A 14,696-nucleotide genomic window follows, 5' to 3' on the forward strand; every position below is an offset into this window, starting at 1 on the left:
AAATGCCGAAGGACGCTCCGCTACGGCATCATGAGGCCGGTATTTTTTGAAAAAATGGTTCCATCGCTTATCATTCATGATGTACACCTCCTTCATCGAAAAAAGAGTTATAAATGTCCTCCAGATTGTGATCGGCATCACCAAACAATTGCCGTGAAAGATCGGTAATAGTGCCCATTGCACATATTTTGCCTTGTACAAAAATACCCACTCTGTCACAAACCTGTTCTACTTGATGCAAGTTGTGGGATGAAAACAATACCGTGAGACCATGCTCGTTACGCAATTCGATAATCAGATCAAGAAATGCTCTTACGCCTTGCGGATCGATACCCGAAGTCGGCTCATCGAGAATAATCACCTGAGGATTTTTTATCAGTACATCGGCCAAGCCCAATCGCTGACGCATGCCTTTCGAATATTTGCCGGTTTTCTTCCCATCGACATTTTCCAACCCTACGCGCTTAAGCAGTGCGTTGGCTTTTTGGGTAGCCTCGGCTTCAGAAATGCGGTTCAACATGGCAGTGTAAACCAAATTTTCCAATCCGGTACGGTCATCATAAAAACCGATATCTTCAGGCAAATAACCTACTCTTCGTTTTACTTCAATGGGATGACGGGTAGGATCAATTCCACACACCTTTGCTTGACCTTCGTTTGGCTCGGTCAGCCCCAGCATCATCAAAATCGTCGTCGATTTTCCGGCACCGTTAGGTCCCAAGAGGCCGAATATTTCTCCTTTTTCAACCGTCAAATGAATATGGTCTACAGCCGTAAACGACCGATATTTCTTTGTCAGGTTAACCAATTCGATGATTGTTTCGGCCATAATTTATCTCCTCCCAAATTTGCGAAACAGGTAAACCACTCCTCCAATTGCTGCCAAAATCACCAACACGCCAACCCATCCCCAAATCAAGGGCGTTTTCACCATAACGCGAAATGAAAGTTGAGACGTTGTCTCGGGTGTAGAAGCCCTCATTTCAACGACATAATCTCCCGGAATGGCTTTTTTGTCGGCCTGAATGGTAGCGTAAACGGTGGTTTCATTGCCGGGTGCCAATTTATCGATTTTTTCGGGTTCAAACGTTACCTGCCATTTAGAAGGAGCGGTAGCTTTCATTTCGATGTCGGTCAAATCGGCTGAACCGGTATTGCGAACGGTCAACCCGATCTTCTGTTTTCCGCCGGCAGTAATTTTTGTACTCAATAAACCGGTGGGCGTGGTGAGCGACATCTCATAATTGCCGGTGACAACGGCTTCCAATTCCATCGATGCCGAAGTAGATCCTGTGACGGCTCTTACGGGAATCTTATAGGTACCTGCTTTGATTTCTTTGGGTGGTTTGACTTCTATAGTAATTTCTTTGGTAGTATTCGGTTCAAGTTCCACAGAGGTAACCGGATTGTAATCCGCTTTGAAGGTAACTGTCCATCCTCGCGGAGCATTTGCCATCAACGCATAGAGTTGCTTATCGATGGTTCTGTTTTTTAAGGTAGCTCGGTAAGTGAAAGTTGCATTGGCATTTCCTTGCATATTGGACTGATCAGCAGTAAATTCCGTCTCGCTCGATCCCATTTCGGTTACCTTAACCGTGAGTGGAAGCGATGCCGAATCGCCGGCAGATAAGCGAAAAGTATATGCCCCTTTATTGACCTGAAACGGCACTTCCACTCGCAGCGATAACGTCTTTTTATCATCAGGAAGCACGGCAATTCTACTGACCGTATAACCTCCTCCTTTTAAAGTGTACGTCCATGTACGAGGAATGCCGATAACCCGTATATCGCCATTGAATACCTGGTCGCTTTTGTTGATTACATCAACAGCATATTCGATCGCATCCCCCGGAGAAACCGAAATTGTTGTATAAGGGGTGTACAAAATAACCTGACCGGATGCCATAGCCGATACCGGGTTTAATGAAAGAAAAACCAGCAAAACAAGTGCTTGACAGCTTAAAAACTTTTTTTGTACTGACATAAAAATTCCTCCATGATTTTTTTAACCAATTTGTACATTACATAAATAAAATAATAGATAATCTAAACCGCATTTATCCGATTATTCGATGAAACCGCAGTTTCATCTGAAATTTGTCGATGACTAATAACAAAGGGCTGAAAATAACACTTCAACCCTTTACTATTTCGATATCAAAAAACTTCACCGCCTATGTTTGCTCATATACTCAAGAACAGGCGTTATATCGAAATACAGTCCTTTGATACCGTATTTGTTTTCCCCCAACTTTACATAATGATAATGACCTGTAATCTTACCTTCGCCAACGACTTGATATCCTATACTGCTCAAAAAATCATATTCATGCGACACGTTGATTACATAATAAGGCGTCTTTTTGGAAAGTCCGTCACCTGAACTCACAATGGCATCCAAAACGACTTTACGTTGTGCAAACGCTTTCTTATATTCGGCAACATTATCCTGTTGAGCATAAACCATCAGTTTGATGTTGAGTGCCCGCAAGTTGAACGGATCTTCTTTCAGCAATGCATCGGCATCACCAATAAGTTTTTCATAATCGACGCTCGTAAATGATTCTTTTGAAAGGGTTTCCATCAACCGGTTATTATAGGATGAAGTATCCAACGGCATATAATCGGGATGGAAAACATACCCGTAATACAGATAACTCCGCTCTTCTCTCGTTAGGGAAGAATCGCCATTTTGGTATCTCTCCATGAGGTTGGGATAATAAAATTCGGATGAAGGATTTTCGATACTTTTCTTTATCGATTTATAATCGGGAGCATGGGAAGAAAAAGACTGTGCATTTGCAACAAAAGCACTTATCGTTAAAAAAAATAGAAAGACGATTTTTTTCATTTGGAGTCGATAGTTAATAATGATAGCAAATATATTTTCCTTTTCCCATTTTAACAAACAATATTTTTTAATAAATCTTAATCAACAAAATTCTATTGTTGTCTACCCGAAACAATGACATTCGGATTGATCTTTAAAATGAGTCCTTGTAATACGTTTCCGGGGCCGAGTTCAATAAATTCGGTAGCTCCATCTTCTATCATGTGCAGCACACATTGCGTCCATTTCACCGGCGAGGTAAGTTGCGCGATAAGATTTTTCTTTATGGTTTCGGGATCGGTTTCTCCAACAGTTGAAACATTTTGATAAACAGGGCATATCGGAGCGGAAAAAGGCGTCACGGAAATGGCTTCCGAAAGTTCCTGGCGTGCCGGTTCCATAAGCGGAGAATGAAAAGCGCCACCTACCTTTAAGGGAAGCGCACGTTTAGCACCGGCTTCTTTCAGTAATCGACAGGCTTTTTCTACACCCGAGATCGTGCCGGAAATTACAATTTGACCCGGACAATTGTAATTGGCAGGAACAACGATATCATCGGTGATAGAAGCGCAAATTTCTTCCACTTTTTCATCCGGTAGTCCGAGAATAGCAGCCATCGTAGAAGGATTCATCTCGCAAGCTTTCTGCATAGCCATAGCCCGCTTATACACCAGCTTCAAGCCGTCCTCAAAAGATAATGCTCCGGCAGCTACCAAAGCAGAAAATTCGCCGAGAGAATGCCCTGCAGTCATATCGGGTTTAAATTCATCACCCATTGTTTTGGCAAGAATAACGGAATGAAGGAATACTGCCGGTTGGGTAACTTTGGTTTGGCGAAGATCTTCATCGGTGCCGTTAAACATGATATCCGTAATGGAAAAACCCAAAATAGCATTGGCTTTCTCAAACAACTCGTTGGCCAAGGGGTGTGATTCATAGAGATTTTTTCCCATACCCACAAATTGAGCACCTTGGCCGGGAAATACATACGCTTTTTTCATAAATACCTATTTTATGTTGGTTTCTGTAACCGCAAAGGTAATAAATTTAAAATAAAAAATTTTCAAGCATAAAAAAGTAAATTGATAAAAAAACCTGTATATTTGCGAAAACTAATCATCATTGACTAACTTTTTAAAAAACAAAAAAATCATGGATCAACCTTATGTAATAGGAATTGATATCGGCGGGACCAACACCGTCTTCGGAATTGTAGATAAAAGAGGCCAGATTTTAAGAAGCGGAGCCATTAAAACCGGTCGTCATGAAGACGTCGGCGATTATTTAGACGAACTCGCACAGGCTCTTAACGACATACTGAAGGATCCTTTCTCAAAAGATACCATTAGAGGAATCGGTGTTGGAGCACCTAACGGCAATTACTTTTCCGGCAGCATTGAATTTGCACCCAACCTTCCATGGAAAGGAGTTATTCCTTTTGCACAGATGCTGGAAGAACGAATCGGCATACCTGTTGCCCTGACCAATGATGCCAATGCTGCTGCAATTGGAGAAATGACCTACGGGGCTGCACGCGGCATGAAGGATTTCATTGAAATTACGCTCGGAACAGGCGTCGGAAGCGGAATTGTCGTAAACGGGCAGTTGGTTTATGGTCATGACGGTTTCGCCGGTGAGCTCGGTCATGTGATTATGCGCCGCAATAATGGTCGGTTGTGTGGTTGTGGAAGAAACGGGTGTCTCGAAGCATATACATCGGCAACAGGTGTAGCACGAACCGCAAGGGAAATCTTGGATCTAAATCCCGATACCCCTACCCTCTTAAGAAATATTCCGGTTGAGGACATTACTTCCAAAGACGTATACGACGCTGCCGTAACAGGTGATGAGGTTGCCATCTCTATCTTTAATTTTACAGGAAATATACTGGGTGAAGCATTCGCCGATTTTGTGGCTTTTTCAAGTCCGGAAGCCATTATCCTTTTCGGAGGTCTGGCAAAAGCCGGCGACTTTATTCTCAAGCCCACCAAAGAGAGTATGGAAAAAAACCTTTTAAAGATATTCAAAAACAAAGTGAAAATACTTTTTTCGGGATTGAAAGAGGATGATGCTGCTGTTCTGGGTGCAAGCGCTTTAGGTTGGGAAGTATAGAAAGACACGAAAAATCGATTTAATCAAAATAGTTCACTTTTTTGAGGTGCTCATTTTTTGGGCACCTCATTTTTATTTGTTGTATGTTAATTGAAAATTATGGTGTATCTTTGCAGTGAAATTCCGAGAGTTAATCGTACTCTTTGCTATAAAAATATATGGGCAAAAGAAAAAAAAGCAAACAAAATAATTCATCCGAATCAAAACAGAACGTGATAAAATGGATGTGGGAAATTTACGGATTCCTACTCATTTTGGGCATCCTCATCTTCGGCTTGATTTCCGTAGGAGCTATCGGATATATTCCCAATATTGAAGAATTGGAGAATCCGATCGATAAATATGCTTCTCAGGTTGTCTCAACCGATGGACAGCTCCTTTTTACTTTTTCACAAAACAAAGAAAATCGCATTTTTGTGAAATATTCCGATCTTTCACCTCACCTTATCGATGCATTGATAGCCACAGAAGATATTCGTTTTTATAAACATTCGGGAATTGATGTTATCGGTTTGGGACGTGCCATCGTGAAAACCCTTCTCCTCCAACAGGAAGATAGCGGAGGAGGAAGTACCATTACCCAACAATTGGCAAAATTGCTTTACTCCCCCAAGGCCGGAAACAAATTACAGCGAATGATGCAAAAACCCATCGAATGGGTGATCGCCGTCAAATTGGAGCGTTATTACAGCAAGGATGAAATTATCAATTTATATCTCAATAAATACGATTTCAACTACAACGCCGTAGGTATAGAATCGGCTGCACGAACCTATTTCAACAAAAAACCGGCCGAATTGAATATTCAGGAATCGGCCATGTTGATAGGCATGTTGAAAAATTCTTCGCTCTACAATCCCATACGCCGTCCCGAACTTACTCTCCAACGACGCAATGTGGTAATCGAGCAAATGCGAAAAGCCGGATACCTGAGCCGACAGGAGGCCGATTCACTCAAACAAACGCCTCTAAACGTTGACTTTAACAGACTGAGTCATGTGGATGTTCCGGCTCCCTATTTTCGTCAATACCTGGGCATGATTATGATGGCAAATAAGCCCGATAAAAGAGATTATCCCGCAACATGGCAACGGCAACAATTTATTGAAGATTCCATTGCATGGGAAACCAATCCTCTATATGGATGGTGCCATAAAAACAAAAAAACCGACGGCTCGGATTACAATATTTATACCGATGGGTTGAAAATATATTCGACTATCGATTCACGCATGCAAAAATATGCCGAAGAATCCGTCAAAGAATATCTCGGAGGTTATTTACAACCTCTTTTTGATAAAGAAAAAGCAGGGAAAAAATATGCACCGTTCTCTTCCGATGTCAGCAACAAAGTGGAAGATCTGATGGCAAATGCCATGCGTCAGACCGATCGATACAGGGGTATGAAAAAAGCCGGTTATAGCGAAGAAGAGATTTTGAGGTATTTCAAAAACGAAGAAGTAGAAATGAAAGTTTTCTCTTGGGAAAAAGGAGAAATCGATACGGTTATGACGCCTTGGGATTCCATCCGATATCATAAATCATTTCTTCGTTCGGGATTCATGGCAATGGATCCTTATACAGGACATGTAAAGGCATATGTAGGGGGACCCGACTTCAAATTCTTCAAATACGATATGGTCAGTACAGGGAAAAGGCAGATAGGTTCAACCATCAAGCCTTTCCTTTATACCCTGGCTATGGAAGAAGGGATGACGCCCTGCGACCAAATGCTGCACGTTCCTCAAACGCTGACGGATGAAAACGGACGGGAATGGACCCCGCAAAACCCGGGTGCTCGTGCTGTTGGCGAACCGGTGACCATCAAATGGGGGTTACAAAATTCGAGTAACTGGGTAACGGCATATTTAATGAAAATGTTTTCGCCGTATGCCTTTGCCCGATTGCTGAAATCCTTCGGGCTTAAAAGTCCGATAGACCCGGTGGTTTCACTCGCACTGGGTATTTGCGATGCTTCTGTTTCGGAAATGGTGAGTGGATATTCTTCATTTGTAAACAAGGGTATTCGTGTGGAACCCCTGATGGTAACCCATATAGAAGATTCTTACGGCAACCTAATTGCAACGTTTATTCCTCAAATGCACGAAATATTCAGCGAAAGTACGTCATACAAAATGCTCGATATGCTGAAAGCGGTAATTGACGGAGGAACGGGCAGTCGATTACGAAGGATTTATAACCTGAAAGGAGAAATGGGAGGCAAAACAGGAACCACACAAAACCATTCCGACGGTTGGTTCATGTCGTTTACTCCTTCGATTGTTGCCGGATGCTGGGTGGGCGGAGAAGACCGTTCCATTCATTTCGACCGCATGGCATATGGCCAAGGGGCAAGTATGGCGTTGCCCATCCACGGACTATTCTACCAAAAAATATACGCCGATCCCTCGCTGAATATGAGCGACAACGGTGTTTTTGAGGTTCCGCCCCAATATAAGAATCCGTGCTCCGGAACGCAAAATTACCCTTCGGAATACGAGGAAGTGACAACCGAAGGAATCGATGATATGTTCAATTAATCCGACAAGGAATATTTATTGTGGGAATAATTCCGGTTTAATCGGTAGCAAACAAATCGATTTTTTTGCCATTGATGCGGACATTTTTAATGACCGGATTTTCGATTACATCTCCCTTTATCTCCGTATCGCTTTGCGCTTCTAAGTTGAACTTAGCTTTAAATACTACACGATTTGATATTTAACATTCATCATTTTTTAATGGAACCTTTCGACTATTCCTTCGATTATTTTTCATACATTTGGCCACAAAATTCATCTTTATGAAGTATGAGATAGAACGGAAATTCTTGGTGAAGGGCGACTATAAATCAAAGTCATCTGCTTTTCATCGTATCATGCAGGGATATCTTTCTACGGATTCGCCACTGGTTGTAAGGGTTCGTATATCCGATGAAAAGGCATATCTGACCATCAAAAGCACAGTTAATGGCAGTGAGTTTTCCCGCTATGAATGGGAATATGAGATCCCTTTAAAAGAAGCGGAAGATATGCTGAAGTTTTGCGGAAAATCGGTTATCGAAAAAACACGTTATGTGGTAAAAGTGGGAAAAAGTACATTTGAGGTAGATGAATTTCATGGGGAAAATGAGGGACTCACCATTGCCGAAATTGAGTTAGAGAGCGAGAATCAGTCGTTTGAAAAGCCGGAATGGCTGGGAGAAGAAGTTACAAACGATATCCGATATTATAATGCGTATTTATCTAAATATCCTTATTGTAAATGGAAAAAATAAAAAAACCGGGAATCATCATAGAAACCCGGTTTGATTTATTTTAATCCAACACGGTTATCCAACCGTAAGGATCGGGCTCGTCACCATATTGAATGGCTCGCAGTTTATGATATAACTTCTCGCAAACCGGTCCCGGTTTATCGTCCGTGCAGAACACATACGTTTTATTTTCAGCCAAATCATCGATACGCGAAATAGGACTAATTACGGCGGCCGTTCCGCAAGCACCGGCTTCTTCAAATGTAGAAAGCTCTTCTACCGGAACACGACGTTGCTCAATCTTCATCCCCATATCTTTTGCCAGTTGCATCAAACTTTTATTGGTTATGGATGGAAGAATGGAAGTAGATTCCGGCGTAACATACGTGTTATTTTTAATTCCGAAGAAATTTGCAGGACCACATTCATCGATATACTTTTTTTCTTTAGCGTCGAGATACAATACGGAAGAATATCCCATTCTGTGGGCTTTTTCGTCAGCCGGCAAACCCGCAGCATAATTTCCACCCACCTTATACCTTCCTGTTCCTAGAGGTGCTGCACGATCATATTCGCGCAAAATTACCATGGGTGTAGGTTTAAATCCTTCTTTGAAATAAGGACCGACCGGTGTAACAAAAACAATAAGAAGGTATTCTTTGGCAGGTCTCACTCCAACTTGAGCAGTGGTTCCGATCAGTAACGGACGAATATAAAGGGAAGCTCCGCTTTCGTAAGGCGGAACAAACCGCCGATTTTTTTTGACAGCCGTTACCACCATCTCTTCAAATAATTCTACCGGCGGTTCTGCCATCAAAATACCGCGTGCAGACGATTGCATTCGCAATGCATTATCACGCATGCGAAAGATACGCACTTTGCCGTCTTTTCCCATAAAAGCCTTCTGCCCTTCAAATACTTCCTGCCCGTAATGCAAACACGTGGCTGCCATATGCAGATTCAGATATTCGGAGGTTTCCAGTTGAGGCTCACTCCATTTTCCGTCACGATAATAACTTCGTACGTTATAATCGGTTTTCATATAGCCGAACGATAAATTCGACCAATCAATCGTATCCATGTTGTAAAAATTTATAAGAGAATATTGAATTGTTTATTTTGAATTATCTAAACCCACAAAGATAATATTATTTCATCAAAAATGTAAAATTAACAATTTAAATCACTATTTTCGTGCTACGAAATATGATTGATCAAGTTACCATAGAACGTATTCAGGATGCTGCACGTATTGTAGATGTGGTAGCTGATTTCATTACACTTCGCAAAAGGGGATCGAATTATGTTGGCTTGTGTCCCTTTCATGATGATCATTCGCCGTCATTTTACGTTTCTCCTGCCAAAAACATTTGCAAGTGCTTTGTATGCGGAGAAGGAGGTGCTCCGGTGCATTTTATCATGAAACACGAGCAACTCTCCTATTATGAAGCATTGAAATATCTGGCAAAAAAATACCACATTGAAGTAGAAGAAAAGGAACTGACCGACGAAGAAAAGCAAGCACAGAGCATCCGCGAAAGCCTGTTTATCTTGAACGAATATGCCCGCGATTTCTTCGTGAAAACACTTCATGAACATCCTGAAGGAAGAGCTGTCGGAATGAGTTATTTTCGTGAACGCGGTTTCCGGGACGATATCATTAAAAAATTTCAACTCGGATATAGCCCCGAACAACGCGATGCTTTTTCTTCCGGGGCACTGAAGGCCGGTTATCAGCGCGAATATTTATTAAAGTCAGGGCTTGCAGTAGGGGAAGAGAGTATGCTCCCGCTCACTGACCGTTTTAGAGGAAGAGTCATTTTCCCTGTTCATACCCTTTCGGGAAAAGTGGTGGCTTTTGGTGGCCGCATTCTTAAAAAGGCAGAAAACACAGGGAAATACATCAATTCACCCGAAAGCGAAATTTACTCCAAGAGCAATGAGCTTTACGGAATCTATTTTGCCAAAAATGCCATAGTCAAACAAGATCGTTGTTATTTGGTGGAAGGCTATACCGATGTAATTTCCATGCATCAGGCGGGGATAGAGAACGTAGTTGCATCGTCGGGAACAGCGCTTACGCACGGACAGATACGTTTGATTCGCCGTTTCTCCAATAATATTACGGTTTTGTATGATGGCGATACGGCAGGGATTAAGGCTGCGTTGCGCGGAATCGATTTGCTGCTTGAAGAAGGCATGAATGTGAAAGTGGTATTGCTGCCCGATGGTGAAGATCCCGATTCGTTTGCGCGCAAACAAAATGCAGAAAGTTTTAGCCGCTATATCAACGAACATGAAGTCGATTTTATTCGTTTCAAGACCCAACTTCTACTAAAAGAAGCAGCCAACGATCCCATAAAACGCGCCGGATTAATTACCGATCTTGTACAAAGTATTTCGGTGATCCACAACAATATTACCCGTTCCGTTTATATTCATGATTGTGCCGCCTTGATGAATGTTGACGAAAAAATACTGATTAGAGAAGTCAACAAAATCCGATTAAAAAATATTGAAAAACAAAAGGAACGCTCTTCTGACAAGAAAGAAGATTTACCTGTTGATCATGATGATGCGTCTCGCTCTTTTTTTCCGGAAGATCCCTATGAGAAGTATGAACGACAAATCATCCGATATGTTATTCGTTACGGCATGAACCCGATTTATAGACGTTTTAAAAAAGAAAAACGGCGGGAAGGCAAAAATGTGGTCGAAATTGATGTTCTTGTTGAAGAAGGTCCTTCGGTCATCCATTTTATAAAATATGATCTTGAACGTGATCATATCCAATTTACCCATCCTATATATCAGCAAATATTTGAAGAAGCTGTAGAAAAATCGACAGAAAAGGATTTTGCGCCCGACAAGTATTTTCTTTATCATCATGACCCAAAAATCGGTAAACTAGCCTCAGAGTTGATGACCGATAAATATCATCTTAGTAAGATTCATGCTAAATTTTTGGGCGAAGATATCAACAATAAAGATTCTCGTCTCATTGAAGAAAATTTGCTTGAAGCATTGGTGCCGCGAGCTACTACCGAACTGAAAAATGCCTATGTCATGCAAAAGATTGAGAATGTAAAAAAAGCTATCCAAAAAGCGGATGCCGACGAAATGATAATCCTTCTTCAGGAATTACAGCAATTACAAAATATCAAAAAAGAATTGGCAAAAATATTGGGGGAACGCATTGTATTGAAATATTAAACCCGGATTTCTCATTAGCTAAGGTTTCTTACTCCTATTTACATGTATTATCTCGAAACGAAAGATATTGTAAAACAGTATGCCGAACATTTGGCATTAAATGGTGTGAGCATCGCTGTGCCACAAGGTTCTGTCTTTGGCCTTCTTGGTCCAAACGGCGCAGGGAAAACCACGCTCATCCGCATCATTACCCGCATCATTGCGCCTGACAGTGGCGTAATCCTCGTTAACGGCCGTCCGTTTTCCGGGCAAGATGTGTATCGTATCGGCTATTTACCCGAAGAAAGAGGCCTGTATAAAAAAATGAAAGTGGGCGATCAGGTAATGTATCTTGCTCAACTTAGGGGGATGTCGAGAAAAAATGCACAAACTGAACTGACAAAATGGTTCCGTCAGTTCAACATCACGAATTGGTATAACCGTAAAGTTGAAGAATTGTCGAAGGGGATGCAGCAAAAAGTGCAATTTATTGCTACCGTTATCCACAATCCCGAGTTGATAATTTTAGATGAACCCTTTAGCGGTTTCGATCCCTTAAATGCCGATATCATCAAAAACGAGATACTTCGGCTCAAAAATGAAGGAAAAACTGTTCTTCTCTCTACTCACGATATGGAATCGGTGGAAGAATTATGTGATAACATTGCTTTGATCAATCAATCGAAAGTGGTGTTGCATGGAAATGTTTTTGAAATCAGAAACGCCTACAGGCAACATGTTCTTCGCTTCAGATTATTTTCTGATGATTTTGAAATGGAGAATGAATCATTTACTGTACTATCCAAAGAAAAAAAACACGAATATATCGATGTGAGAATTCAAAAAAAGGTCGAGATGGAAAATACGGAACTTATCAAACTGATCTTGAATACCTATCCGGTAATTTCTTTCGAAGAAGAACTTCCTACCATGCGCGAGGTTTTCGTGAGTGCGGTTACATCTCAGTCCATAAAAGACAACTGACTTATGAATACGCTCGGATTAATCATACAACGCGAATATAGTTCTCGCGTCACAAAAAAAACGTTTATCCTTTTCACGATATTCATGCCGGTCCTTTTTTTAGCATTGGCTTTTGTTCCTCTTTGGTTATCGACAATAAAAGATTCCGAAATCAAAAAAATTGTCGTGATTGATCATACAGGAATTTATGCTCCTGAATTTAAATCCACGGATGACTACCGATTTGAAATCGTCGGTAAAGCAGACGAATCAGCTAATTATACTCCTCGGCTTGGAAAAGATTTTTTTGCCATTCTTCAAATAACGGACGATTTGAGTAAAAAACCGCAGAATGTATTCTTGATCTCCGAAAAACAAGTTCCGATGAGTTTATTGAAAAACATCGAAAAAGTACTTTCAGAAAAAGTGACGCGACAAAAGCTCGACGAATTATCTGCTTCCGGCAATGTGGATGCTCAAACCATCGTAAAAGTTCGCCACATCATTGAATCGGGTGCTAATGTGTCTGTTTCGACGTTGCGTTTGAACAAAGAGGGAGAAACCTTTGCCTCTTCTTCAATGCTTTCCTCTATTGTTGGTATCGCTTTCACCCTGTTGATATACATTTTTCTTATGAGTTACGGGGGAATGGTGATGCAAGCTGTGCTGGAAGAAAAGCGGAGTCGAATTGTAGAAGTACTGGTATCTTCCGTTAAACCGGTAAATTTGCTAATCGGAAAAATCGTCGGAATCGGGTTAGTGGGATTAACACAACTCTTCATTTGGGCATTGCTGCTGGGTAGTCTGACCATGGTTTTAGGCATTTTGCCGGTTTTTTCTAACGATGCAGCTACCTCTTCTCAACTGATGAACAACTCAATGCAGCCGGTAAATATGTCGGAAATTGTTGCCATGTTTCAAACGATAAATTGGTTGGAAATCATCTTATATTTCATCGTTTTCTTTATTGGTGGATATGTGTTATATGCATCTATCTTTGCCATGATCGGGGCTTCGGTCGACAATGAACAAGATACTCAACAATTTATGATGCCTATAACGATTATTCTCTTATTTGCTTTTTATGCCGGTTTTTACAGCATAGAAAATCCTGACGGTCCATTAGCTTTCTGGTGTTCGTTTATCCCTTTTACTTCACCTGTGGTGATGATGGTGCGCATTCCTTTTGGGATTCCGGCTTGGGAAAAAATTCTTTCAGTGATCATTTTATACGGTTCTTTTGTCGTTATTTCGATTTTTTCTGCCAAAATTTATCGTGTAGGAATATTGATGTATGGGAAAAAACCCACGGTAAAAGAAATAATAAAATGGGCAAAATATAAATAAATGTAAACTATTTTATTGCTAAAATCGACAAAAAGTCGTAATTTTGCCGGCTATAAAATCGTTTTTGAAAGGAATTCGGCATTTTTTCTTTTCAAACGGTAGAAATTTATTGAAAGCAGTATTAATCATTTTTCAAATAAAATAGGGATGTATGAAATTTGAAAAGATGCAGGGGACAGGTAACGATTATATCTATTTTAATTTGTTTGAAGAAAAAATAGATAACCCTTCGGCATTGTCCATAAAGTTAAGTGACCGGCATTTTGGTGTAGGCGGCGATGGCATTGTGCTGATAGGCCCTTCGGACGAAGGCGATTTTTCCATGCGCATGTTCAATGCTGACGGCAGTGAAGCCGAAATGTGTGGCAACGCTTCACGCTGTGTGGCAAAATACCTATATGAAAGAGGATTGACAAAAAAACGGGAAATTGCCTTAGATACCAAAGCAGGCATAAAATATCTTCAACTGTTTATTGATCCCCAAACCGATACCGTCCAACGGGTACGCGTAAATATGGGGAAAGCTGATTTTTCTTCCCGTTCCATTCCGGTTATTTCCGAACTTTCCGAAGTAATCGACCAACCGTTGACCATCGATGAAAAGACATATCGCATAACCTGTGTATCGATGGGTAATCCTCACGCCGTTATTTTCATGTCGGGCATCGATGCATTGAAACTTGATGAGATAGGACCCAAAATCGAAAATCACCCCATGTTCCCTCAACGAACCAATGTGGAATTTATCGAAGTCATTGATCGCCATACGCTCAAAATGCGCGTATGGGAGCGAGGCAGCGGCGAAACCCTTGCCTGTGGAACAGGTGCTTGTGCCTCCTTGGCAGCGGGTGTCCTGAATGATCGTTGCGATACCTCTGTCACTGTGAAATTAAAAGGAGGCGATCTTCACATCGAGTGGGATAAAGTTCATAACCAAGTATATCTGACAGGCGATGCCCATTTTGTTTTTAAGGGAGAAATTCCCGATTAAAAAGA

At 41.2% G+C, this 14,696-nt stretch carries 12 protein-coding genes; 7 read left to right on the top strand and 5 right to left on the bottom strand.

Going from position 1 to position 14,696, the window contains the following annotated elements:
• Positions 1-70: 70 nt before the first annotated feature.
• From OLM34_RS07440 to fabD, 4 genes are all read right to left on the bottom strand, one after another.
• The gene (locus tag OLM34_RS07440; RefSeq protein ID WP_264406328.1) at positions 71-829 is read right to left on the bottom strand and encodes an ABC transporter ATP-binding protein; all 759 of its coding nucleotides are present in this window, start codon (positions 827-829) and stop codon (positions 71-73) included.
• 3 nt (positions 830-832) lie between these two features.
• Positions 833-1,984 (bottom strand): COG1470 family protein, encoded by a 1,152-nt coding sequence (locus OLM34_RS07445; RefSeq protein ID WP_264406329.1) that lies wholly within the window; start codon positions 1,982-1,984, stop codon positions 833-835.
• A gap of 183 nt (positions 1,985-2,167) precedes the next feature.
• A complete protein-coding gene (locus OLM34_RS07450) occupies positions 2,168-2,851 on the bottom strand; it encodes a DUF4919 domain-containing protein (protein WP_264406330.1) in 684 nt (227 codons plus the stop codon).
• Between the two features lie 92 nt (positions 2,852-2,943).
• A complete protein-coding gene (gene fabD, locus OLM34_RS07455; protein WP_264406332.1) occupies positions 2,944-3,831 on the bottom strand; it encodes an ACP S-malonyltransferase in 888 nt (295 codons plus the stop codon).
• 151 nt (positions 3,832-3,982) lie between these two features.
• Here fabD and OLM34_RS07460 point away from each other — a divergent pair, with 151 nt between their 5' ends.
• The 3 genes from OLM34_RS07460 (at position 3,983) to OLM34_RS07470 (ending at position 8,219) form a co-directional block, all read left to right on the top strand.
• Complete coding sequence (locus OLM34_RS07460; protein ID WP_264406333.1) at positions 3,983-4,942, top strand: ROK family protein; 960 nt, start codon at positions 3,983-3,985, stop codon at positions 4,940-4,942.
• Between the two features lie 158 nt (positions 4,943-5,100).
• Positions 5,101-7,482 carry a transglycosylase domain-containing protein gene (locus OLM34_RS07465; protein ID WP_413777205.1) on the top strand — a complete coding sequence of 794 codons (2,382 nt, stop codon included), beginning with the start codon at positions 5,101-5,103 and terminating at the stop codon, positions 7,480-7,482.
• A 263-nt stretch (positions 7,483-7,745) separates the two neighbouring features.
• On the top strand, positions 7,746-8,219 hold the full coding sequence (locus tag OLM34_RS07470; RefSeq protein ID WP_264406334.1) for a CYTH domain-containing protein: 474 nt from the start codon (positions 7,746-7,748) through the stop codon (positions 8,217-8,219).
• A gap of 40 nt (positions 8,220-8,259) precedes the next feature.
• Here the strand turns inward: OLM34_RS07470 and OLM34_RS07475 are convergent, their stop codons facing one another.
• Positions 8,260-9,279, bottom strand: coding sequence for a branched-chain amino acid aminotransferase (locus OLM34_RS07475; protein WP_264406335.1), 1,020 nt, complete (start codon positions 9,277-9,279; stop codon positions 8,260-8,262).
• A 125-nt stretch (positions 9,280-9,404) separates the two neighbouring features.
• Here OLM34_RS07475 and dnaG point away from each other — a divergent pair, with 125 nt between their 5' ends.
• The 4 genes from dnaG to dapF all read left to right on the top strand — a co-directional run bounded on the left by dnaG (position 9,405) and on the right by dapF (position 14,691).
• Entirely contained in the window at positions 9,405-11,411 is a 2,007-nt protein-coding gene (gene dnaG / locus OLM34_RS07480; protein WP_264406336.1) for a DNA primase, read from the top strand.
• A gap of 42 nt (positions 11,412-11,453) precedes the next feature.
• Positions 11,454-12,374: an ABC transporter ATP-binding protein gene (locus tag OLM34_RS07485; protein WP_264406337.1), complete on the top strand. Its 921-nt coding sequence runs from the start codon at positions 11,454-11,456 to the stop codon at positions 12,372-12,374.
• Between the two features lie 3 nt (positions 12,375-12,377).
• Positions 12,378-13,700 carry an ABC transporter permease gene (locus OLM34_RS07490; protein WP_264406338.1) on the top strand — a complete coding sequence of 441 codons (1,323 nt, stop codon included), beginning with the start codon at positions 12,378-12,380 and terminating at the stop codon, positions 13,698-13,700.
• Between the two features lie 151 nt (positions 13,701-13,851).
• Positions 13,852-14,691, top strand: coding sequence for a diaminopimelate epimerase (gene dapF / locus OLM34_RS07495; RefSeq protein ID WP_264406339.1), 840 nt, complete (start codon positions 13,852-13,854; stop codon positions 14,689-14,691).
• Positions 14,692-14,696 lie beyond the last annotated feature (5 nt).

The sequence above is a fragment of the Anaerorudis cellulosivorans genome (genome assembly GCF_025943985.1).
GTDB classification, from domain to species: domain Bacteria; phylum Bacteroidota; class Bacteroidia; order Bacteroidales; family Dysgonomonadaceae; genus Anaerorudis; species Anaerorudis cellulosivorans.